Here is a 22635-nt window from a genome sequence, read left to right as displayed (position 1 = left end):
TCTTCCTTCTAAAATATCATTCAGTTTAATTATATCAAAAACAACTTCTCCTTACAAAACAACAAAAGCAACTCAAACGAGCTGCTTAGTTAATTTTCACATTGTCTTTATAATACTTGCAATAAGTTTGAAGAGGACAAATATCACATTTTGGCTTCTTAGCTAAACAATGATAACGTCCAAAGAAAATCAAGCGATGGTGCGTCAGAATCCAATCTTTCTTAGGAATTTTCTTCATCAAATCCTGCTCAATTTCTTTAACATCGGCATCTGGCGCTGAAATATTGAGACGTTTGGCGATTCGAGACACATGAGTATCAACGGCAATTGAAGGAATACCATAAACTTCTGCCAAGACAACATTAGCCGTTTTACGTCCAACTCCTGGCAAAGTTTCAAGCTCTTTGTGAGTTTTAGGAACTTGACCATCAAAGTCTTGTAAAATGGCTCTTGCTGTCTTGATAATATTTCGAGCTTTGTTTTTATAAAGCCCAATCGTACGAAGACAGTCCTCAACATCAGCTAAATTAGCCTTAGCCAAATCTTCAATTTCAGGATAATGCTTCCAAAGAGTTGGGGTTACCTTATTGACAGCCTTGTCAGTCGTCTGAGCAGACAAAATCACCGCAATAAGCAGCTGAAATGGCGTTTGCCATTCCAACTCACCATGCGCTTCAGGGTACATGTCACCAATAATAGCTAAGATTTTCTTTAAACGATCACGTCCAACTCTCATTAGTCACTCCACAAATCCATCGCTGCCAAAAAGTCATCTGACACCGAAACCTTGCCAGCTTTTGAATTTTCATGTTCTTTGCGACGTTCCTCAACTTGACGCATGGTTGTAATCCCCTCACGACGCCAGTTACGCAAAATCGCATTAATGTAATTCCAATTTGTCTTGCCATTAAAGACTGCCTCACGAAGGGCTGCGCGTACCAAATCTGGATCTGTTTTGTCCTCACGGATTGTTTTTTGCAAATCTTCCAATTCAAACGGACTAAGCATTCGTCCCAATTCACGCTCAAAATCCTCAACCAACTCTTTTACTGGATTTGAAGATTGTTTTTCAGGTGCTTGTTTTGGTTCAGCAAGTAATTTATCCAATAGGGCTAAAACAGGACTGGCATCAAAAATCACCTCAATCTCACTGCCCAGCTCAATGGTTTTCATATCAAGCAAACCTTGAGCGGTCAAGTCAGAAATAGAACGATTCACTTCTGCAACCGTTTTGTCTAAAGCGCTAGCAATTTGACTAGGCGCTAAATCATCCATTTTAGTCGTGTTTTGCAAGTAAATAAACTGCCAAATCAAAAAATCATCAGAACACTTAAAGATGTCTTTGTAATGAAAGAGCAAAGCGCTCGGTAATACAAGATTACCTGATTTGTAATTTTCTAAATAACTCATAATATTATTCCTAAAAGATTATCACATCTATAAAACTATACCTGACAAAGATTAAACGACATCGAATGAATACATCAGTGAATTACAAATAACCGTAAAACCAAGGTTCCTTTTCCAATTCCTCAATCTGATAAGGTGTTTCTTGGTAAACAGCGTAATTAATCCAATTGCTAAAGAAAGTTGTTGCAGCCAAGTTCCATTTCATTGGAACCTCTTGCTCAGGATCATCATTTAGATAATAATGCGCTGGTACATTAGGATTTTTTCCAACTTTAACATCACGTTTATACTCACGATCTAAAGTCTCACGGTCATATTCCAAATGTCCAAAACTGTAGACTTCACGCAAATCTTTACTAGCCACAATGGATAAACCAACTGTCGGTCCTTCAGCAATAACTTCTAACCTATCCACCTTATCAACATCCTCATGCTTAACCTCTGTATAACGAGAATGCGGTGCCATGAAGCAATCATCAAAGCCACGAACAATCGGATTAGAAGGTTGTTTGACAGTTTGAGAAAAGATACCTGACAGTTTTTCTTCTAACAAAACTTTTTTAATCCCATATTTGTAATAAAGACCTGCTTGCGCTCCCCAACATAGATGCAATGTTGAATAAACATGAGATTTAGCCCAATCAAAAATTTGGCACAATTCCTCCCAATAATCTACTTCCTCATAAGCCAAGGTTTCAACAGGTGCTCCAGTAATAATCAGGCCATCATAGTATTTGTGCTTGACATCATCAAATGTTTTATAGAAAGTTTCTAGATGCTCAGCCGTTGTATTCTTCGACTCATGGCTAGTCATATAAAGAAATTCAACATTGATTTGCAAAGGCGTATTAGCTAAAAGACGCAAAAGTTGCGTCTCTGTCACTTCTTTAGTCGGCATTAGATTAACGATGAGAAAGTCCATCGGTCTAATATCCTGATGTTTTGCCCGTTTATTATCCATGATGAAGACATTCTCTTTGCGCAAAATGTCTAAGGCCGGTAATTCTTTATCAAGTTTTATTGGCATGAAAATATCTCCACTCTATAATATTATATTTAAGTAATATTATAAAAGATGGAGATATAGTTTTCAATTATATAATTTCTTTAGGTAGTTATAGTTTTAGACTATAATTATCCAGGGAAATTCATCAAAACTTTCGTATCATAACCTTCAAGGGCTTTACGTCCGTTTAGTCCGTCCAATTCAACAAGGAAAGCACATCCAGCAACGATACCACCAAGGCGTTCTACCATTTCGATAGTAGCTTTCACAGTACCACCTGTTGCCAAAAGGTCATCAACGATAAGGACACGTTGTCCAGGTTTAATAGCATCAGCATGCATACATAGTGTATCAATACCGTACTCTTTTTCGTAATCTGCTGAGATTACTTCACGTGGTAATTTACCAGGTTTACGAACTGGTGCGAAACCAATTCCAAGTTCGAATGCAACTGGGCAACCTACGATAAATCCGCGAGCCTCAGGACCAACAATCATGTCAATCTTTTTGTCAGTAGCATACTGTACAATTTCGCGAACAGCATAGCTATAAGCATTTCCATCTGCCATCAAAGGAGAAATATCACGGAAAGTGACTCCTTCTTTAGGATAGTTTTCAATTGTAGCGATATAATTTTTTAAATCCATTTTCTTCTTTCTATGGGCTTTTTGCCAAAAAATGTTTTACATTTCATTATAGCATATTTTTTAGAAAAAGGAATAGAATTTAGAAGATAATTTTTTTAAACTCAATTTTGATAATTTACTTGCCATTCTTTAACCAATGGATAAGTTACCAACTTGCTGTCATCCAAATTTTCCTTATGCATATCTACAACAGTGATTTGTGAATTATCATAAGTTGTGTAGTAATAAATTCCTTTATCTGTATTGATACATGAACTGTAGATAGTGTATTCGTATTTACCACTTTCATCCACATAACACAATCCTTTTTGTTGTTCAACTGATTTTAAGATATGGAAGAATTGATTGACACTACTTGATTCACTATCTTCTGCTACAGAGTTTAATTTGGTAAATGCTACTTTAACGTAGCGTGACATTGATGACAAGTCACCAGGTAAACCTAAGCCACCCATTCCTCGACTATAGGTATCTAACTCAATTTCTGTTGAGAAAAGATTGTCGGAAACTTTTGGTGATAGGTGACGATAGTTATTCAAATTAAATAATTGTTTATCAAAGGTTGGATTATTAGTCAAAACACCCGTTGGGTTGTCATAAACCTTGAGTCCGCTTGCTACTGATTCCAATACAATAGCTTCATGACGGTCTGCAATCAACCAGTGCAGAGGACTTGGCTGAAAATCCGCACTAAATGCTTCATTAGTGACATTAAGATTTTGACAAAGTTCTTTAACTTGTGCAACAGAATCACACTGAGATAAAAGCCATGGAATCAATTCAAAGGAAGCAACATTGTCTTTACCTTTTGCTACTTCTTTGTAATCAGCATTTTCTGGGAAATTCAACCCTGCCATACCAAGACCTTTTTCATTTACAGCTTCATAAAAAAGTGGATAATCAGCCACTACTGTTGCCATACCAATCATAGCATAGTGAGCATTATTTTCCCCTTGATGTTTGAAGGAAAATGGGTAATTTCTAGGACAAACGGTCACCGTTTCATTGTATGAAAAATCCAAATCCAGATTTCGACCAAAGTAACTATCTTTAGTTGTATAAGTTATCGCTGTACACATAGTAACCTCCTCTTTATAAGAACAAGTTGGGAATTTAAAGTATTTATTTCCCAAGAACAAGGTTTTCACAAGTTCATTATAGTTCCATTTTTCTTAAATATCAAACATTTAGTAAACGCTTACTAAATGTAGTAAAAAAAGCTATGATAAGCTTCAACTTATCATAGCTTTTAAATCATTATTAATAGAAAAATTGTCCTGACATTGAACGTTGCAACCCTGAATAACCGTAGTTGTTTTCTTTATCAGATGAATCCACTAACCATTTTTTATCTTTTAATGAGATAGAGATAGTATTTTCATCTGTTTCAGTCGCTAATTCAGTTGAGCCGAAATGACTTGGTACGCTAGCAAAAACGTATTTTTCAGCATCTTGCATGACCGCATCATCATCTGAGAAATCTTTACCAGTTGCTTGTTCAAGATAACCATCAACCAAATCATCCATATCAATCTTACTAAGGTCAATTGATTTTGATTCAACTTTTACTTTTGCAGACGTTGGATAAAGTTCTTCGATTGAAACACCGACTTGAGCACGTTTACCATTAGCTTCCATATATTGTTTGACGAATGCTTCCATTTCACTGTCACTTGGTGTGAAATAATCAAATTCTGAACCCAATTCATCTTTAAAACGTTTTACAAACAAAGCTTTATCTGCTTCGATGTTGTTTGCAAGTTGGAATTCATCATCTTTTTTCTTATTTGACAATGTTGTCACTTGAACATCATCCGATGCGTTAAATCCTACTGACTCTGAACCACTAATCGATGTTGACTGTGAAGCCAAAAAGACTTTATTAATATAATCAGATGCCAATTTTTCAATTTTATCTCGATTATCTGTAACGGTAACTTTTTCAAGTGATTGTTCTGATTCTTTTCTATCATAACTGTCATCACCTGTTACAGTGCACTCAGCTTCGATAGAATAGTCTTTACTTTTCTTAGGATCAACTTTATAAACAAGGTAACCAGTTCGTTTCTTACCTTTACCTAAACTAGTACCAATCAGATTCATATCTTTAAAATCATCAGTTGATGAATAGATAGATTCATTTGAAATTGTTTCGCCATCTTCATCAACAAGTTGCACGTCTGCTGAATTAAGTTCAATTTTTTGACTGCTCTTATTTTCAAAAGTAATATTATAGGCTACATAAGTACTACCTTTTTCAGCATCCTCTGGCACAATGACATCTGCTGAATTAACTGTGATTTTTAATGGACTACCAGTCACTGCACTAACGACAGATGTTCCTGTTGAAGCTTGAGAAATGCCAAAACCAATACCACCGATGACAACTACGCCAGCTGCGGCTGCAATAATTTTTTTCGTTTTACTCAAACTACTCCATTGTGATTTTACTTTACCAGTAAAGTTTGAAAACTGATTTGTTCCCTTTTCATTTTGATTCGAATTCTTTGAATCCATTACAATCTCCTTTTTCCATTTTGGTTACGCTTACCATTATACCTTAAATAAAGCTTAAAATAAACCCTTGTTTAACATTTTTATTAAATTTTCTTAATTTCTAATTTAGTTTGAATCTAAAAAGTATTTAAAAACTCCTTGGATTTTAATGCTATCCAAAGGAGTTTTTTCTTAATTCTTATCCATCAACCAATCGTAAATTTCTTGTGGAGTGCCTAAAGCCATTAATTCTTGATACTTCACTTCTTTTTTAAGTTGTTGGTAAATTTGACTATCTGAGATGCTGCGTTTTTGAGCATCTTTATTAACGACCATAACACCGTCAGTAATGGTTACAAAATCAAGTTCATCGAAAATTTGAATCATTTTTACCAAAAGAATATCAGGGATATTGAGGTATTGACTTAGCTCTTTTAATTTATATCGTACATCAAACTCTGGAAACTGGTAAATGGTTTTGTATAATTTAGCAAATTGATCACGTGTCCCGTAACCTGTCAAATAATAGGCGCGTTTGATGTGATTTTTAAAGTACACAGCATCAAATTGGCGTCCCACAAAAAGCGATTTGAGTTCATCAGCATTCTCTGGAATATCTAAAACAACGACTTCACTAGCGCTGGTATCTTGACTCAAAACAGGCACACGTTCTGGAAGGCTCGCATTTTTTGAACGAATATCAATTAGTTGAATACCATCTACACGAGCATCTTCTAACATCAACTGGACAGTTGTCTGACCATTCCATTTGTTTATAGATAAGGTTACTGCAAGGCAAAGATTTTGCGCTTGTTGAAATTCCTGTACTAAATGTCCTTGATTGAAAGCAACAAGATCAACATTTGTTGAGCCTTGAGCAATTTTTAGCTTCAAATGAGCCCCGTTTTGTCCCATAGTACGTGCTTGTTTGACTGTAAAATCCTTGATTTCAAAGACTGGTTTTGCATTATCCATACCAAATGGTGCAATTTTCTCAAGACTTTTTACAGTGTCTAAATCAATTTCTGAAAGTTCCAGTACTTCATCAATGACTAAAGTCTTTTTCTGAGACAAATCAATGTCGTTTTCAGCAATATAATCACATAGAACTTGTGACAATTGTTCAAGATTTTCAATTGGCAAGGTCATACCAGCTGCACCAGCATGTCCACCAAAAGCCTCAAACAAATCTCGGTGCTCATCAAGAGCATGGAAAATATTGATAGCTTCAATACTTCTTGCTGAACCCTTTGCCATACCATCTTCAATATTTAGAACAATGACAGGCTGCGCAATATGCTCTAAAATACGTCCAGCAACAATTCCTAGGACGCCTGGGTGCCAACCTTCTTTAGCCAAAACTTGAACTGGTTTGTCTAAATCAACCATGCTCATCGCTTCATCATAAATTTTTTGAACGATTTCTTTACGCTCTTCGTTCTTAGCATTAATCATCTGAGCAATGCTAAGAGCTTCCTCATCATCAAATCCAGTCAATAATTCAACAGCTGGATTAGGATCATCGAGGCGACCTAGCGCATTTAATTGGGGAGCAATTTTGAAACCAACAGTTTCTTCGCTGACATCTGAAATTTCAATATCAGATACCTTCATCAACTCCATTAAACCAATGCGTTCTGTCTGTTTGAGCATTTCAAGACCAACTTTAACCATAATTCGGTTTTCATCCGTTAGACTAACCATATCTGCAATGGTTCCAATTGCTACTAAATCTAACATTTCAGTTGGGATTGACTCAAGCAAGGCGCAAGCCACTTTGAAAGCCACCCCACAGCCAGCTAAGTATTTAAAAGGATAGTTAGCATCTGGATGTTCGGGATGCACAATAGCAAAAGCATCTGGAAGCTCTGCTGGAAGGCCATGGTGATCAGTAACAATAACATCCACTCCTTGGCTTTGTGCATAGCTAATCGCCTCATGCCCAGCGACACCATTGTCCACTGTGATGATTAAAGAAACCTCTTGTTGTTCAATAAAGTATTTATAAACAGATTCATTGGGACCATAACCGTCAACAAAACGATTAGGAAGGTAAACTTGAACTTCTGCTCCCAACATTTCAAGAGCTTCTTTCATAATGCTGGCACTTGTCATGCCATCGGCATCATAGTCACCGTAAACCAAAATCTGTTCATAATTCTCAATTGCTTGACGAATACGAGCAACTGCCTTATCCATATCATGTAAAAGATACGGATCATGCAATCGAGACAAATCATTTGATAAAAATTGTGTTAGTTTTTCTTCATTATCAACGCCTCTGCTATAAAGAATCTTACTAGCTAAGGCAGTGATATTTTCTTTTTTTGTCAGTTCAAAAAAGCCATCATCTGGCTCTTTTTCAATATTTTTCCATTGGTATTTACTTGTTATCATTCACTTCTCACTTCTTACGTAGAATTGAAAGTTGGTTATTTGTAATTAAAAACTTTTCTCGCTAAGAAATCAGCAATTTTCGGGAAAAGTGTGTAGAACTTGTGAGCTGCTGCCATTGACAAGGGCATATTCACTTCTCGCTTATTTTTACCTAAGATAGCAACTGTACGTCTAGCCACTTCTTCAGGTTGTAAAACAAAACGTCCAACACTTTTTAGATAGTCTCCAGACGGGTCTGCTTTATCAAAAAACGTTGTTGCAATAGGCCCTGGATTAATCGTTGTCACGTAGACCTTGCTACCAGCTAATTCCAAACGAAGAGCATTTGAAAAGCCAATAACCGCAAATTTTGTTGCAGAATAAACAGATGATTTGGCTGACGCAATCAAACCAGCGATGCTAGCGATATTGACGATGTGCCCGTGCCCTGCTTCTTTCATCTTGTGCCCAACCAAACGTGAAAATGTCATCGTAGCAAAAGTATTGATATCAAACATGTCACGAATTTGAGCAGTCGTGTAGGCATCAAACTCACTGAAATCACCATAACCAGCATTATTGATAAAAACATCAATATGACCATGTTTTACATAAAGCTTTTCAACCATATCAGCAATCGCTTGATCACTTGTCATATCTAATGTGTCCCAAACAGTATTCGGACGGCTAGCATAACAAGCTTCAAGTTTTTGTTGATTACGCCCTAAAGCAATAACAAAATCTTCAGCTGGTAACTGTTTAACAATTTCCTGAGCAAGTCCACCACTTGCTCCCGTAATAGCAATTATTCTCATAAGCTAATTTCTTCCAAATCTTTAACCAAGTGTGTATTTTCAAAGATTGCTTGTGCATCGTTTTCAATTTGCCTACATTCGCGTCCCAAGAAACGTGCACTAACGTGATTGAGTAAAAGCATTTTAGCTGATGCTTCTTTAGCAATTTGAGCCGCTTGAGTTCCTGTTGAGTGCCCGTGTTTACGAGCGATTTTTTCATCACCCTTACCGTAAGTTGACTCATGAACCAAAATGTCAGCTCCTAAACCAAGACGAACACTAGCATCAGTCTTACGAGTATCGCCTAAAATAGTGATAACTTTTCCTTTTTTAGGTGCTGAAATGTAATCTTTAGCGATGATTTTTGTGCCATCTTCTAAAACAACATCTTGACCGCTCTTGATTTTTCCAAACAATGGACCAAATGGCACACCAGCAGCCTTCAAGGCTTCTGCATCAAGTGTTCCTTCCAAGTCTTTTTGCATCACACGGTAGCCAATACAGAAAATAGTATGGTCAAGTTTTTCAGCATACACCACAAATTTATCAGTTTCCATGATTTTGCCCAGACTGTTTTCGTCAAATTCATGAAAATGAATACGGTATGGCAAACGAGCACCAGACAAGCGCAAACTGCTCAAAACGTATGAACGAATACCAACAGGACCATAAATATCAAGGTCAGTTTGTTCTTCATTTGCTTGGAAAGCACGACTTGCCAAAAAGCCAGGAAGACCAAAAATGTGATCACCGTGCAAGTGCGTGATAAAAATGCGTTTCACTTTACGAGGACGGATAGTTGTTTCTAAAATCTGACGTTGTGTGCCTTCGCCACAGTCAAACATCCACACCTCATTAATCTCGTCAAGTAACTTTAACACTAAGCTTGACACATTACGTGACTTTGAGGGCTGACCCGCTCCTGTTCCCAAAAATTGTAATTCCATATATACCTATAAAAACCGAAGTTTTTACTTATCCTTCCTATTTACGATACTTTTACATAAGCGATAAATTCACGTTGATCAAACGTATAATAAACTTGCCCTTGATAGTGAGCTAGCAAGTCTGACAATTCATCGCGATTAAAACTTTTTAGCTTAACCATATTTCCTTTTAATTTTGAAACATGGCTGAGCAGACTTTTTTCTGGCGTTAAGTCTTCTAATTCTTGATCATCAAAAGTCATTTTTGACATTTTAATATTGCTTTCTTCAACAAAAATCTTATATTGAGGAAAAACCTGTGCCAATTCAAACAAGACATCAGTCGTCAAGGCCTCATTCTTTTCAGAAAAAACGCGAGCGACTTCTTTGTCATTTTCATAGGTAAAACCATATGATTTTCCTGATAAATTCAAGCGAATAAACGGTTTATGTTCATCAAAAGAAGGCTTATCATTTAACAAATGCAATTCTTTTGATAATTCAAAGTAATAATCCGTTGCGGCTTGCGGAGATTGCTTTTGATACATTTCTGCAAAATAAGCATTGATAACACTTGGAGGTGGCGTGATGAAACTTAATTTTTGTTCATTAGTCAAACCTTCTAAAGTATTTTGCAAATACACTTTATCTAGTGATGTAAAACCACCATATTTTAAAGCTAAGCTTATATAATCAGTCATAGAATTCTTCTAGTCTCCATTTATTTTTAGGATTAATGTAGCCTGTAATCGTTTCATACTCTTCTGCAAAATCATAACGGTCAAGAAGAGCCAATTTATTCAAATCGTAAAGCTTGTAGGCTTGATTTTGGTGAACACGAATACTAAAGGGTTCAAAAATCTCACGAATTTCATTGATAATCAAACGACGTAACAGTGAACGAGCCTCTTTATCACGCGCTGAAATACGCACATTTGGGAAAGCTGTCGCTGCAAAATGCTCAGCAACATCCATTTTGTTATAAACAGCTAAACGTGGAATGTCCAACATATCTAACTCTTTTAACAAATTCAAAACCACTTTTTCGTGTTCAGCATGATTTGGATCACTAGCATCAATCACATGTAAAAGTAAATCAACGTGACGACTTTCCTCTAACGTTGATTTAAAGGCAGCGACCAATTCTGTCGGTAAATTTTGAATAAAACCAACAGTATCCGTCAACGTCACCTGAAATTGATTTTGCAGGTAAATTTGCTTGGTTGTGGCATCCAAAGTCGCAAATAACTCATCAGCTTCATACTGCTTATCATTTGTTAACACATTCATAATAGTTGATTTACCAGCGTTGGTGTAACCGATGAGCCCAATTTTAAAGACTTGCGATTCTGTTCTTTTTTCACGTCCAGTCTCACGATTTTTTTCAACCACTTTTAATTGACGTTCAATGTCTGCAATTTGATTGCGAATAGAACGACGATTAAGCTCCAATTGACTTTCACCTGGTCCACGACTACCAATTCCACCTGCTTGTCGGCTAAGCATAACCCCTTGTCCGACAAGGCGAGGTAACATATACTTGAGCTGAGCCAGATGAACTTGCAATTTACCTTCATGACTGCGAGCACGCATGGCAAAAATATCTAAAATTAACTGCATGCGGTCAATCACTTTAACACCAAGTTCTGATTCTAAATTAACATTTTGACGTGGAGTCAAACGGTCATTAACAATGACAGTATCAATCTCATCAGCGTCAACAACCGCCTTGATTTCAGCTAATTTCCCTGAACCAATCAATGATTTACTATCATATTTTTCACGTTTTTGACGATATGAAGAGATTACCTCAGCTCCTGCTGTCTTAGCTAGAGAAGCCAGTTCTTCCATAGACATTTCAAAATTTTCTGTATCCGGTAGCTCAACACCTAGTAAAATCACGCGCTCTTGATGTTCGCTTGTTTCAATCATGTACTCACCCCTTTTCTTAATTAATCCGTAAATCTCATTATATCATATTTTCTTTTCAAAAGTGAAAGGGAGCGTTTTACTCCCTTACATTTTCTTTTCATTTAAAAAACAATCAACATCGGCACTTACTTTTGCTTTAAAATCCGCTTCTGAAACATTATAAAATTGAACTGCCATACGGTTTCTAAACCATGTTAATTGGCGTTTAGCAAAGCGACGTGTGTTTTGTTTCAATTTTTCAACACAAGTTTCAATTGACTCTTCTCCTGCAAAATACGGAAAGAGTTCTTTATAACCAATAGCTCGCGCTGCTTGAACATCACGGTAATTATCATAAAGCCATTTAGCTTCATCCAAAACACCATTTTCAACCATGAGGTCAACACGGTGATTAATACGATCATACAAGACTTGACGGTCATCATTTAAACCAATCAAAAAAGCATTATAATTTGTTTCTTTGTTTTCTAAATCTTTACCAAATTTAGCCAACTCTAAAGCACGAATAGCACGTCGACGATTGATTTCTGGAATTTCCTTACCAAGCTCTGCCACTTTTTCAAAAAGAAGCTCATCAGATAAAAGCTCCAATTCTTTACGATAGGCTAGAACCTGCTCCTGATCAACTTGGCCCCCTAAGTGGTAACCTTCTAAAAGACTTTGAAGATAAAGCCCTGTTCCTCCGACAATAATTGGCAGTTTGCCACGGCTGACAATATCTTGGATAGCTACACTTGCCTCTTGAACAAAATCATAAACAGAATAAGTCTCATCAACTTCGCGTACATCAATCAAATGATGAACAGCAGCTGCCTGTTCTTCAGGCGTTGCCTTTGCCGTTCCAATATCTAAATGACGGTAGACTTGCTGACTATCACCGCTGATAATCTCTCCGTTAAATTGTTTTGCTAACTCAATTCCAAGAGCTGTTTTTCCAACAGCCGTTGGTCCTACCACGGCTAGCAATTTTAGTTTTTTTGACATCTATTTTTTATCCGTCCTAAGCCTGATTTTTTTAGTAAATATAACGTTTTCACTTGAATTTTTAGGCAATTTTCGTTACCATTATTATAACATAAGGTGGTAGGACAAGAAAACAAATCCTACTGCTGTAAAAGAGTATAAAAGTTCTTTATACTCCCTGTTCTTATCAGTGAGGAGGAATTTATTATGGCTAAAAAATTTGCATTTGCTAAAGGTCTTGCTACTGGTGTTGTAGCCACAGCTGCTACTGTTGCTGGTGCTATTTTCGCAGTTAAGAAAAAAATCATTGATCCTGAAGAAGAAAAAGCTGCTTTCATTCAAGAAAATCGTAAAAAAGCAGCTCGCAAACGTATTTCTCACTAATTGTTAAATAAAAAGTCCCTTGAGCTTTATGCTCAGGGGATTTTTTGTTAAAAATTAAACCTAATAGAGATTTTATAAAATCTCCCACTCTTCAATGCCAAATTCATCTAGTAAATCTTGGATTTTATCAAAGGCTAGTCGGAAATGTTCTAACTTGTGACCATCAGAACCAATCGAATACTTATGACAGCCTAAATCTTTAACTAAACCTAGGGCATAACGATAAATAGGTTCTTTTCCATATAAATACATTGATTTACTGTTTAGTTCAAAAGCTAAATCATAATCAATCATCTTTTGGAAAATACGTTTTAATTGTGGCTCGTAAGCTTTTAAGTCATCAACAGTCAAATCAAAAATACGAAAACCATAGTCAAAGTGAGCTAAAACATCAGCCTCCACACGACCAATGGCATATTCTAATTTGTCCAGATACTCTTGAATAATGACATCTTTATCCATATCAGCCACTTCGTCATCAAGATAGTCATTAGTCCCATTATGATGAACAGATAAAAGTTTTAAATCAAACTCCTTATCTGCCAAATAGGCTAAAATGTCAGCTTCACGCGGTTGGTAATATCCAATTTCAATACCTTTTTTAATGCGGTTACCATACTTTTTATTGAGCTCAGCAATTTCTTGTGAATAAGCTTCATAATCTGGAATGTCATCTTGTTTAGTATAAGGATTTGACAAATCATAGTGCTCAGTTGTCACAATATCACCAGTATAATGGTCTAAATAGTCTTCAAACTGTGCATCTGAATCGTAAGAAAAATGTGTATGTAAGTGATTATCTCGCATCCTCAACCTCGCTGTATTTATATTATTAGTCTAAATCATCAATGCCTGCTGCCATACGTTCTTCACCCCACCATAATGGCATAAGTTCCCCCAAAGTGATGGTTTCACGCTTTTCATAGTCCAGCATAAATTCCAAATCTTTGTTTTTAGGCGACAATTGCATCAAAAATTCACGGCAAGCACCACAAGGCATCCCTGAACCTTCACCATAAGGCGGCTTATCCCGAAATGCAATAATACGTTTGATGGTGGTTTGACCTGATTGTTGAAACATATTGAAGGCAGCCGCACGTTCAGCACATAAGTGAAAAACACCTGATGTTGCTTCAAAGCAGTATCCCGTAAAAATCTGACCATCTTCAGCCTCAATTGCTGCGACAACATGATTTGAATAGATAAAAGGTGTCACATAATGAGGATTATAGTCCTTTTTAGCTGCTTCATACAATTTTTCCCAAATATCCATCACAAATCTCCTTTTAAATCGTCTGTATTTTCTTAGTATATCAAATTTTCAGTTAATTAGACAGAAATTTTGAAAAATTTAGTTATAGTTTAAAACTATACATAGTCCTAAAAAAATAACTATTTTTCAAAATGGAAAAGCTCAGCTACAATAGAAATCACAAAAACAAATGAGGTACATAACATGGCTAAATCAAAATTTCAACTAGTTGGGTCTCTTCTACGCCCAGCTGACTTACGTGAATACAAAACAGCCATCGAACATCGTGATGATATCAAATACCCATTCTACGATGCTTTTGATGGCTATAAAGAAACTGAAACAGCTGATATTAAAAAAGTTATCGCTGAAGAAAAAGCAAACGGCATTGATGTCTTAACCGATGGTGAATATTCAAAATCTATGTGGCACCTTGACTTTGTCTGGGGTCTTAAAGGAATTGAACGCTACATTGCTGACCATGGTTACACATTCCAAGACCACGATGGTGGACACTTTGAAACACGTAAAGATATCGGTATCCGTATCACTGAACCACTTTCAGGTAAAAACCACCACTTCCTTGATATCTATAAACTAGTTAAAGAAGAAGCTGGCGATACTGATACTAAACTAACAATTTGGGGACCTGCACACGCCTATACAGAATTCACTGTCTTCAATAAACTTGCTGGTGAAGATCAAGTTTATAAAACAAACGAAGAACTTAAAGCTGGTCTTATCAATGCTTACAAAGAATTCTTGAAAGAATACAAAGAAGTCGGTGGTGAAATTATCCAATTTGACGACTGTCTTTGGGAACTTTTTGATGAATCAAACCCTGCTGGATTCTTCGCTGAAGGAAACAGCGCCCTTGCTGATCTTGCTGATGAATTTATCGCAGTTAATAACGAAGTTGCTGACTACGGACACGAACTTGGTTTAAAAGTTTGGACTCATAACTGCCGCGGTAACTACGAAAGCCGTTCTGCTGCTGGTGGTACTTATGAAGCTATCGCTACAAAATTCTTGAAAGACCAACACTATGACCGTTTCTTCCTTGAATGGGATAGTGAAGTAGCTGGTGATCTTAAAGCTCTTGAAAGCTTGAAAGATAAAGACGCTGAAGTTGTTCTTGGACTCCTTTCAAGTAAAACAACTGACCTTGATGATGAAGAACGCGCTCTTAAAATGCTTGAAGAAGCTAGTCACATCATCCCTAAAGATCGTCTTTTCCTTTCTCATCAATGTGGTTTTGCCTCATGTGATTCAGGAAATGAATTGGCTATCCCACAACAATGGGCTAAAATTAAACAAGGGCAAGAAATTGCTGCTAAATTCTGGAACTAATTCGTCCAACTCATCTTTATTTTTTTCAATATACAATAATACAATATACTATACTAAAAGCGACCGCAGGCACAATGCTTACGGTCACTTTTTTATGTTACAGTTTTACAACTTCTAAACGTTCTCCACCAAGTAAAACAAGGTATTTATCAACTTGTTCAATATGATATGACTTGCTAAGAGCCTCAGCATATAATGCCATTTGCCCTTGATAGCGTTCCTTGATTTCTTGGCTATTTGTGTATTTATCAGTTTTATAATCCAAAAGAATGATACGATCTTCTAGAACTAGATAAGCATCGACAATCCCACGGACAACGAAGCTTTCGCCACTTTCAGGGTCTTCTTTTAGCATGGCAAAAGGTGCTTCACGATAAATCTTGTCAATATTTTTCTGAATCAACTGACCAAGGTCAGAAGTTTCAAAGAAATCTAAAACATTTTCAAGATGAATACGTGACTTCACCTCATCTTCAGCTGAGACTTGTGTCAAAGCCGTCGTAATATCCTCTAAAGTCACTTGAGAAGATAAAGCGATACGCTGCATAAGTTCGTGCATGGCAGAACCAATCGCTGTCGCTTCTACTTTTGTTTTCTTTGAAAAGTCTGGAAGATCAAATGTAAGTTTAGCCTGATAAGATTTTGTCATGACATCAACACCATCTGCATCCATAACTGGCTCGTATAGCTTCTTAACCTGACTTGGTGTTCTCAAACTTGGAAGATTAATCGCCGCTTGATATTTAGTATTTAGCTTTTCAACAGCCTCTAGTCTATCTAAAGCTTCAGCAATATCTTCAGACTGACGATTATCTTTCAAATCATCTGGTGTGATAGCTGACTTGACTTCAATCTGCCCCATCTTTTCCTCGGTAAGATCGTCATCTGTGACGAATTCAACCGTAAATGGTAATTCCTTATAGGCCTCATGAATGGCTAGCATCCAATCTTGGAAAGTCATAAAGGCTTCGCGCTCTGCTACTGGTAAGTGGTTATTTTCGGATTTGCCGCTGTATTTATCAACCAGTTTTTCAGAGCTAGCCTTACCAACCAGATAAAGTTTCTTTTCTGCACGCGTCATGGCAACATAGAAAAGTCGCATTTGTTCAGATAAAGTCGCTAAGCGAAGCTCACGTTTATTGAGCTGATAAGGTAATGTATCCATGCTAACTTTGACAGTTGGAAAAGCATCGGTATCCAACTCTTCTCGCATGTCAGCTAAATATTTGATACCGGCACCATTTTGACGTGACAAAATCAAAGGTGACATCATATCTTGAATGCTGAATTTCTTATCAATATTCAAAATAAAGACATACTTAAACTCAAGACCTTTACTTTTATGGATGGTCATCAAATTAACCGCATGCTTAGGAAGTGCCACTTCAACATCAGCAAGGTCGTTTTCGCTTTCAAGAACCTTATCAATCATGCGAATAAAGCGTGATAGACCTTTAAAGCCTGTCTTTTCAAAATTATTGGCACGAAGTGCTAGAGCATATAAGTTAGCTTGACGCTGTTCAGCGCGTGGTAAATTCCCCACATAATCATAATAAAAACGCTCATTATAAATCTTCCAGATTAAATCATATAGCGAATGCCATTTGGCAAAATCACGCCACTTGCTAAAGCAAGTCATGAAATCTTTTAATTTTTCACGTAAAGCTGGTGTTACCAATTCTGCATGCTGACCTTGATTAGCCAAAGCATGTTCTAGTTTTTGGTACAAATTAACTTTGTGCTCATCTTCTATCGTTTGAAGTGCCAGACGAGCAAGGTCATCTTCGTTGAAAGAAAACATCGGTGAGCGCATAAGAGCTACCAAAGCGTAGTCATTGAGCGGATTATCCAATGCTCTAAGCGTATCAAGCATCACCATTACTTCAACTGATTTGAGGTAATTTTGCTCACCGCCATCAGTTACCAAAGGGATACCATAATGCTCAAAGGTCTGTAAAATGCTATCATTACGTGTGCGTGATGATACTAACAAGGTAATATCTTCAAAGGCAACATCTTCCTCATTATGCAAACGAATGATTTCTTTAGCCACCAATTTCACTTCATTAGGATTGATTTGCTCATCTTCAGCATTTTCTGGTAAATCGCTACTATCATCAGTATCGTAAATCAGAACCTGAGTCTCATTTTCTGGATGAACTTCTTTTTGTGCGGGGCTACCAGCTACCAATTGATGCATGCCATCATACAAAATTTCCCCAACAGCTTCGTCCATTAAATGTGTGAAAACACTATTTGTTGCATCTAAAACCTCTGATTGACTACGGAAATTTTCTTTAAGTAAAATCAGTTGTCCGTGTTCAGGATGTTCTTGGAAATCCTTGAATTTTTGGTTAAAAATTTGCGGATCAGCCTGGCGAAAACGATAAATCGATTGCTTAATATCTCCCACCATGAAACGATTATGACCGTTTGATAATAATTCAAGCATACGTTCTTGCGTGTGGTTATTATCTTGGTACTCATCGACCATGACTTCATGATATTTTTCTTGATACAGTTCTCGAATATCAGGGTTTTCTTCCAAAATTTGAATAGCAAAATGCGCAATGTCTGAAAACTCAAAAGCATTTTCTTGAATTTTAGCTTGCAAATACTGCTCTGAGAAATCTTGCATAAATGCTTGCAAGAGCTCCAACAAGGGAAGACTTTCCGATTGATAGTTGAAAATAGTTTCTAAATGTTTCAATCCATTCAAACGTCCCTGAAGAGTTTTAAAAACGGGGTATTTCACTCCTGCCACAGTCACTGCTGGACCTGACGGAATTAAATCAGCTACGTCAGCAGCCAAACGACCAAGACCATCACGGCCATACAAAGTCTCAAAATGCATAGCCCATTCATGCAAATGCTCTATCATGTTCAAATGCTTTTTATAAGCCGCTGTTGGTGTACCCTTAGCCGTTTTTTGCTTATAATCTTCTAAATCCGTTACGTCTTGCAACTGATTAGCTGTGTCATGTAAGCAAGTTAAAAAATCTGAAACTTCTTGATCAGGAATAGCTGAAAAGTCTGTGTAGGTCTTAGCACCCTTTAAAAAGACTTCTGCTAACCATTTTTTCGGATTGTCAGTTGCTTGACTGAAATCATAAATCTTGTAGACAATTCCTCGAAAAGCTGAACTGTCTTTGCGATTGCCTGAAAAATTACGAACTAATTTACGGAAAACATCCTTATTCTTTCCTGTCATGTAATCAGAGAAAAGATCTGAAAAGACATCATTTTTAACAATATCTTGTTCACTTTTATCCGTCATGATGCGAAAAGTTGGTGAAATTCCTAAAGTGTAACCATACTGGTTGACCAACTTCTGCGTAAAAGCATCCATGGTCCCAATATCAGCTGTTTGCAAGCCTAGCAACTGCTCATTAAGATAGGTTTTTAAATCATTATCCTTTGTTGCTTGTAGCGCTTGGCTAATTTTTTTCTCAAGACGCTCTTTCAATTCTCCTGCAGCCTTAACTGTAAAGGTTGAGATGAACAATTGATCTACAGTAATCCCACGCAAAATTTTATCAATAATGCGTTCGACCATAACAAAGGTTTTCCCTGAACCAGCAGACGCTGATACTAGAATATTATTGCCATAGCTGTAGATGGCTTCAATTTGTTCAGGAGTTCGTTTTTGTGTTTTAGACGACTGAGCCTCTTCTTGTTGTAGAGAAGAAATGTCTTCAGCCGTTAAAAAAGGTTTAAAGGTCATCTTTCTCCTCCTCTTCTTGCATCAAGTTCAAAAAGCCTTGACGTCTGTCTTTTCTTGGTAATTTAAACCACTTGCGAGCATATGGCATATGACGATCAGCTTCAAAACGAGTAATAGCTTTTAATTGATCACCCTTAACCGTCTTACCATCCTCACTGTAAGGATTAATCAAAAAGTGTCCTTGTCTAATCTGCTCAGCTGCTTGAAGGAATAATTTTTGGTTGTAAGCTAGTAAAATATCTAACTCTTCTTGCGTGTAAACAGAATCATTAAGATGATAATTTCCATTTGATAAATAGCCTTTTTCATCTTCTAAGAACAAGCCACGGTAGCGCAACTCTTTAGACAAATTCTCCAAAATCTTATCGGTTGTAGCCACCGATGACAAATCTACCTTAGGTTCTTGCATGTGTAGATACATGGCACCAAAAATCTTATCAGACTCACTTCTCTCCTTCTTATCACGAAGAGCTTGCATGTAAGTCACTAATTGTGGATTAAGGCCATTGTAGAACTTTTGAATATCAAATGTATTATGACTTGACTTGTAATCAACGACACCAAGACTACCATCTGACAAACGGTCAACACGGTCAATAATACCTCGGATACGAATAGCATTTGCAATCATTAATTCAAATGGTTCTTCTTCACTTTCTACCTGAATCTGAGCATCTTGCTGTAAAACTGTTGCAGTACTTCTTGCGATATCTTCCAAGACCGTCAATGAATAACGACTTTCCTCATCTTCTTCGTAGACAAATTTGAAAGCATCTTCTGAATTCGTTGCTTGGATAGCACGATTGAGTTTATGATCAAATGGTTGATTTGAACCATCTTTCATGACCAATTCAAAGACACGGTGAAGATAAGTCCCGTGATTTCTAGCATCCGGATGGATTGTCTCAACTTCCTGTAACCCAAGGACATACTGCAAGAAATACTTGTATTGGTTATTATAAAAAGTTGTCACCGCAGAAGAAGATAAATTAATCGGTTGATCACTTGGAAAACGTGTCTCAATCACTTCGGCAGAAACTGGTTTGGTCTGCATATTATCCTTAATCAGTGGCAATTCAACACCTTCGTTAGCCAGTTTTTTACGAAGATAACGTACAGCTACTGACCAGAAGGTTTGCTCTTCTTTGCTAAGCTCGCGGTCTTCTTCAATAGCCAAGCGATTAACCTCAATCACACGAGATAAGAGCGCTTTGTAATTTCCAATGTCTTCAGCATCTGTCGACAAGCGATTTCGTCCCTTAACCAAAACAGGCACACCAAAGCTAGCTAATTCCGCAAGATAAGAAGATTCCTTGTCTTCAGATTCGTTAACAATTTGAGGTAAACTTAAGACCAATTCTTCGGTTGCTGAATTAAATAGTGACAAAGCAGCAAAATGATTTTTCTTAATGTTCTCGCGACTGATGATATCAAAGCGCTGGTGTTCATTTGTACTTTCATTGACCTTAGCACGTTCTTCATCAGAGATCAAACTACGGTTTTGAGCAATTTTTGGAAAATGAGACTGTGTCATCCCCAAAGCAAAGACAAATTTATTGGTATGCGGTTCTACCAAATCATATGATTTCACCGAAACCACATCAACGCTTGCTGGTACCACACGGTACTGCGCAGCCAACATACCGCTCCTTAGAAGCGATAGAAATTCATCTAAAGATAATTTTTCTTGGCCAAAAATAGTTTGAAACTGCCTTAAAATCCCTGTAAATGTTCGCCACACTTGCTCGTGCTTTTCTTGCTCATTTTCTGAGAAAGTAGCTACCATATTTTCCAAATTATTTGGCAAAGAAATCGTACGCAAGAAAGTCATCAGCTTTTCAAGCAAACTTGAACCAAGCTGTTTTTGCGCCTTAAATAAGGTTAACAAAGGTAACATGATTTGCTCACGCATACCATTAACAAAATCTAAATGCTCCTCACCTTTATAAGCAATGGTAAACTCTTTAGCAAATTTACTTTGCCCCTTGATATCTGCATAAATCAAATACTGCTCAAAAAGATCCAAATCATCTTGCTTGAAGGAACCATAAAGACCAGTTTTCAGGAGGTTGACGACATCTTCAGTACGAAAACGATAACGCTTCACGCGCTCCAAAGAATCAATAAAATGCACCAAAGGATGATCACTCATTGACTCAGCTTTACCAAAATAATAAGGAATATCATATTTATCAAAAATTTTACCAATTTGAAGACGATAGCTATCCACATCTCCCAAAAGAACTAAAATATCCTTATAGCGATACCCTTGATAAAGCTTATGACGGATGGCTTTTGCCACATGTTCAACTTCTTCTTTTTGATTAATCACATCCCAAATCGCATAATGTTTTTTATCATCATCTGTCAATGTGATATCTGATGTTGTGAAGTCATGTTTAGCTTCAAATAATTTTGATAATTTAGCAAAAGCTTCTTGTGATTTTTGCGAACTCTCAACATACTGTGGTTGTGTTTGAAATTTTGCTGCCAAGGAACGCAGAAAATCCAAACTGGCTTGATAGACATTGCCCGTTGAAAAATTAGCCTTATAAGCCTTCTGACTACTGTAAGTTCCGATAATAACTTGAGCACATTTTTCTTCTAAAAGGCTCACTAAATGCTCTTCTTCTGCTGAAAAACGGGTAAAGCCATCAATAACAAGAACCACATTCTCAAGCGCAGCATCTAAATGCCCAGCAGCCACCTGTTTAGCAAAAAAAGCAATCTTACTTTGATTATCGTATTGATTAGCCAGCAAAATATCATTCACAGCCAAAAAGATTTTCACCAAATCTTCCTGTTTCTCAGCTGAATGCAATTCCGTCAAATCAAGCACGGTCATATTGTCCGTTTTTAATTCTTTATACAAATCAACCAATTGCTTGATAAAATTAGTATCCTGCTTCAAACGCCCAAAAACTTTCAAATCCGTATCCGAAAAATGGGACAGTGCACGATAAAAAATCATGGACAAGCCATTGTCATCAATAGACTCCTTCGTCTGTGGTTCATTTAAGACAAAATAGCGCGCCATTTGAGCAAAACGGGTAATCGTAATCGCAAAAGACGCCTGATCAGACAGAAGCTCTAAAACAGCCCTTTCTTTTTCAAAAGACAAAGAGTTGGGAGCAATATAGAAGACACGCTTTCCAGCTTCAGCTTGCTTAGCAGCTTCTCTTGCCAAAATTTCAGTCATATCAAACTGAATATCTGTATATAATAATTTCATAATAATCCTTCGTCAAGTCAATAGATAATCTTATTATACCAAATTCTGGTATAGGTTTGGACTTTTGATAAACACCCAAAAACCACCACTACTTTCGTAGCGGTGGTTTTATTTATATTAACCCAAATAGCCTAATCTTAGAT

Annotated in this window: 18 protein-coding genes; 2 read left to right on the top strand and 16 right to left on the bottom strand. The window is 36.9% G+C overall.

Going from position 1 to position 22635, the window contains the following annotated elements:
• Positions 1-85: 85 nt before the first annotated feature.
• The 12 genes from nth to miaA form a co-directional block, all read right to left on the bottom strand.
• The gene (nth, locus tag BLP98_RS03875; protein WP_074482007.1) at positions 86-736 is read right to left on the bottom strand and encodes an endonuclease III; all 651 of its coding nucleotides are present in this window, start codon (positions 734-736) and stop codon (positions 86-88) included.
• Entirely contained in the window at positions 736-1410 is a 675-nt protein-coding gene (locus BLP98_RS03870; RefSeq protein WP_074482006.1) for a DnaD domain-containing protein, read from the bottom strand. The genes nth and BLP98_RS03870 overlap by 1 nt, the downstream gene beginning before the upstream one ends.
• 82 nt (positions 1411-1492) lie before the next feature.
• Complete coding sequence (gene metA, locus BLP98_RS03865; protein WP_074482005.1) at positions 1493-2437, bottom strand: homoserine O-acetyltransferase MetA; 945 nt, start codon at positions 2435-2437, stop codon at positions 1493-1495.
• A 107-nt stretch (positions 2438-2544) separates the two neighbouring features.
• Positions 2545-3063 carry an adenine phosphoribosyltransferase gene (locus BLP98_RS03860; protein WP_004231134.1) on the bottom strand — a complete coding sequence of 173 codons (519 nt, stop codon included), beginning with the start codon at positions 3061-3063 and terminating at the stop codon, positions 2545-2547.
• A gap of 101 nt (positions 3064-3164) precedes the next feature.
• Positions 3165-4142 (bottom strand): choloylglycine hydrolase, encoded by a 978-nt coding sequence (bsh, locus tag BLP98_RS03855; protein ID WP_074482004.1) that lies wholly within the window; start codon positions 4140-4142, stop codon positions 3165-3167.
• A gap of 181 nt (positions 4143-4323) precedes the next feature.
• Positions 4324-5580 (bottom strand): DUF4352 domain-containing protein, encoded by a 1257-nt coding sequence (locus BLP98_RS03850; RefSeq protein ID WP_074482003.1) that lies wholly within the window; start codon positions 5578-5580, stop codon positions 4324-4326.
• A gap of 171 nt (positions 5581-5751) precedes the next feature.
• The gene (gene recJ, locus BLP98_RS03845; protein ID WP_074482002.1) at positions 5752-7956 is read right to left on the bottom strand and encodes a single-stranded-DNA-specific exonuclease RecJ; all 2205 of its coding nucleotides are present in this window, start codon (positions 7954-7956) and stop codon (positions 5752-5754) included.
• Between the two features lie 35 nt (positions 7957-7991).
• Positions 7992-8750: an SDR family NAD(P)-dependent oxidoreductase gene (locus BLP98_RS03840; protein WP_074482001.1), complete on the bottom strand. Its 759-nt coding sequence runs from the start codon at positions 8748-8750 to the stop codon at positions 7992-7994.
• Positions 8747-9676 (bottom strand): ribonuclease Z, encoded by a 930-nt coding sequence (gene rnz, locus BLP98_RS03835; protein ID WP_074482000.1) that lies wholly within the window; start codon positions 9674-9676, stop codon positions 8747-8749. The genes BLP98_RS03840 and rnz overlap by 4 nt, the downstream gene beginning before the upstream one ends.
• A 41-nt stretch (positions 9677-9717) precedes the next feature.
• Positions 9718-10356, bottom strand: coding sequence for a cystathionine beta-lyase (locus tag BLP98_RS03830; RefSeq protein WP_074481999.1), 639 nt, complete (start codon positions 10354-10356; stop codon positions 9718-9720).
• A complete protein-coding gene (gene hflX, locus BLP98_RS03825) occupies positions 10349-11587 on the bottom strand; it encodes a GTPase HflX (protein ID WP_074481998.1) in 1239 nt (412 codons plus the stop codon). Before hflX ends, BLP98_RS03830 begins: the two co-directional genes overlap by 8 nt.
• 84 nt (positions 11588-11671) lie before the next feature.
• On the bottom strand, positions 11672-12571 hold the full coding sequence (gene miaA, locus BLP98_RS03820) for a tRNA (adenosine(37)-N6)-dimethylallyltransferase MiaA (protein ID WP_074481997.1): 900 nt from the start codon (positions 12569-12571) through the stop codon (positions 11672-11674).
• A 186-nt stretch (positions 12572-12757) separates the two neighbouring features.
• Here miaA and BLP98_RS03815 point away from each other — a divergent pair, with 186 nt between their 5' ends.
• The gene (locus BLP98_RS03815) at positions 12758-12934 is read left to right on the top strand and encodes a DUF3042 family protein (protein ID WP_074481996.1); all 177 of its coding nucleotides are present in this window, start codon (positions 12758-12760) and stop codon (positions 12932-12934) included.
• Between the two features lie 72 nt (positions 12935-13006).
• On the opposite strand, the gene BLP98_RS03810 is transcribed toward BLP98_RS03815, so the two are convergent.
• Both BLP98_RS03810 and BLP98_RS03805 read right to left on the bottom strand, forming a co-directional pair.
• Positions 13007-13741: a PHP domain-containing protein gene (locus tag BLP98_RS03810; protein ID WP_074481995.1), complete on the bottom strand. Its 735-nt coding sequence runs from the start codon at positions 13739-13741 to the stop codon at positions 13007-13009.
• Positions 13742-13766: 25 nt separating this feature from the next.
• On the bottom strand, positions 13767-14207 hold the full coding sequence (locus tag BLP98_RS03805; RefSeq protein ID WP_074481994.1) for a cytidine deaminase family protein: 441 nt from the start codon (positions 14205-14207) through the stop codon (positions 13767-13769).
• Between the two features lie 183 nt (positions 14208-14390).
• On the opposite strand from BLP98_RS03805, the gene BLP98_RS03800 reads away from it, so the two are divergent.
• Complete coding sequence (locus BLP98_RS03800; protein WP_074481993.1) at positions 14391-15536, top strand: cobalamin-independent methionine synthase II family protein; 1146 nt, start codon at positions 14391-14393, stop codon at positions 15534-15536.
• Between the two features lie 97 nt (positions 15537-15633).
• Here BLP98_RS03800 and addA read toward each other — a convergent pair whose 3' ends face one another.
• Together addA and rexB are read right to left on the bottom strand one after the other, a co-directional pair.
• Positions 15634-19260, bottom strand: a complete 3627-nt coding sequence (gene addA, locus BLP98_RS03795) for a helicase-exonuclease AddAB subunit AddA (protein WP_074481992.1) — start codon at positions 19258-19260, stop codon at positions 15634-15636.
• Positions 19250-22492 carry an ATP-dependent nuclease subunit B gene (gene rexB, locus BLP98_RS03790; RefSeq protein WP_074481991.1) on the bottom strand — a complete coding sequence of 1081 codons (3243 nt, stop codon included), beginning with the start codon at positions 22490-22492 and terminating at the stop codon, positions 19250-19252. Before rexB ends, addA begins: the two co-directional genes overlap by 11 nt.
• Positions 22493-22635: the final 143 nt, after the last annotated feature.

Source organism: Streptococcus equinus (genome assembly GCF_900104225.1).
Lineage (GTDB): Bacteria > Bacillota > Bacilli > Lactobacillales > Streptococcaceae > Streptococcus > Streptococcus equinus_D.
The sequence above is the reverse complement of the archived record's forward strand: the minus strand, read 5'-3'. Positions and strand labels throughout refer to the sequence as shown.

Excerpts from the sequence above, each read along its gene's own strand:
- nth (WP_074482007.1), bottom strand. The coding sequence starts at position 736 with ATGAGAGTTGGACGTGATCGTTTAAAGAAAATCTTAGCTATTATTGGT.
- BLP98_RS03870 (WP_074482006.1), bottom strand. The coding sequence starts at position 1,410 with ATGAGTTATTTAGAAAATTACAAATCAGGTAATCTTGTATTACCGAGC.
- metA (WP_074482005.1), bottom strand. The coding sequence starts at position 2,437 with ATGCCAATAAAACTTGATAAAGAATTACCGGCCTTAGACATTTTGCGC.
- BLP98_RS03860 (WP_004231134.1), bottom strand. The coding sequence starts at position 3,063 with ATGGATTTAAAAAATTATATCGCTACAATTGAAAACTATCCTAAAGAA.
- bsh (WP_074482004.1), bottom strand. The coding sequence starts at position 4,142 with ATGTGTACAGCGATAACTTATACAACTAAAGATAGTTACTTTGGTCGA.
- BLP98_RS03850 (WP_074482003.1), bottom strand. The coding sequence starts at position 5,580 with ATGGATTCAAAGAATTCGAATCAAAATGAAAAGGGAACAAATCAGTTT.
- recJ (WP_074482002.1), bottom strand. The coding sequence starts at position 7,956 with ATGATAACAAGTAAATACCAATGGAAAAATATTGAAAAAGAGCCAGAT.
- BLP98_RS03840 (WP_074482001.1), bottom strand. The coding sequence starts at position 8,750 with ATGAGAATAATTGCTATTACGGGAGCAAGTGGTGGACTTGCTCAGGAA.
- rnz (WP_074482000.1), bottom strand. The coding sequence starts at position 9,676 with ATGGAATTACAATTTTTGGGAACAGGAGCGGGTCAGCCCTCAAAGTCA.
- BLP98_RS03830 (WP_074481999.1), bottom strand. The coding sequence starts at position 10,356 with ATGACTGATTATATAAGCTTAGCTTTAAAATATGGTGGTTTTACATCA.
- hflX (WP_074481998.1), bottom strand. The coding sequence starts at position 11,587 with ATGATTGAAACAAGCGAACATCAAGAGCGCGTGATTTTACTAGGTGTT.
- miaA (WP_074481997.1), bottom strand. The coding sequence starts at position 12,571 with ATGTCAAAAAAACTAAAATTGCTAGCCGTGGTAGGACCAACGGCTGTT.
- BLP98_RS03815 (WP_074481996.1), top strand. The coding sequence starts at position 12,758 with ATGGCTAAAAAATTTGCATTTGCTAAAGGTCTTGCTACTGGTGTTGTA.
- BLP98_RS03810 (WP_074481995.1), bottom strand. The coding sequence starts at position 13,741 with ATGCGAGATAATCACTTACATACACATTTTTCTTACGATTCAGATGCA.
- BLP98_RS03805 (WP_074481994.1), bottom strand. The coding sequence starts at position 14,207 with ATGGATATTTGGGAAAAATTGTATGAAGCAGCTAAAAAGGACTATAAT.
- BLP98_RS03800 (WP_074481993.1), top strand. The coding sequence starts at position 14,391 with ATGGCTAAATCAAAATTTCAACTAGTTGGGTCTCTTCTACGCCCAGCT.
- addA (WP_074481992.1), bottom strand. The coding sequence starts at position 19,260 with ATGACCTTTAAACCTTTTTTAACGGCTGAAGACATTTCTTCTCTACAA.
- rexB (WP_074481991.1), bottom strand. The coding sequence starts at position 22,492 with ATGAAATTATTATATACAGATATTCAGTTTGATATGACTGAAATTTTG.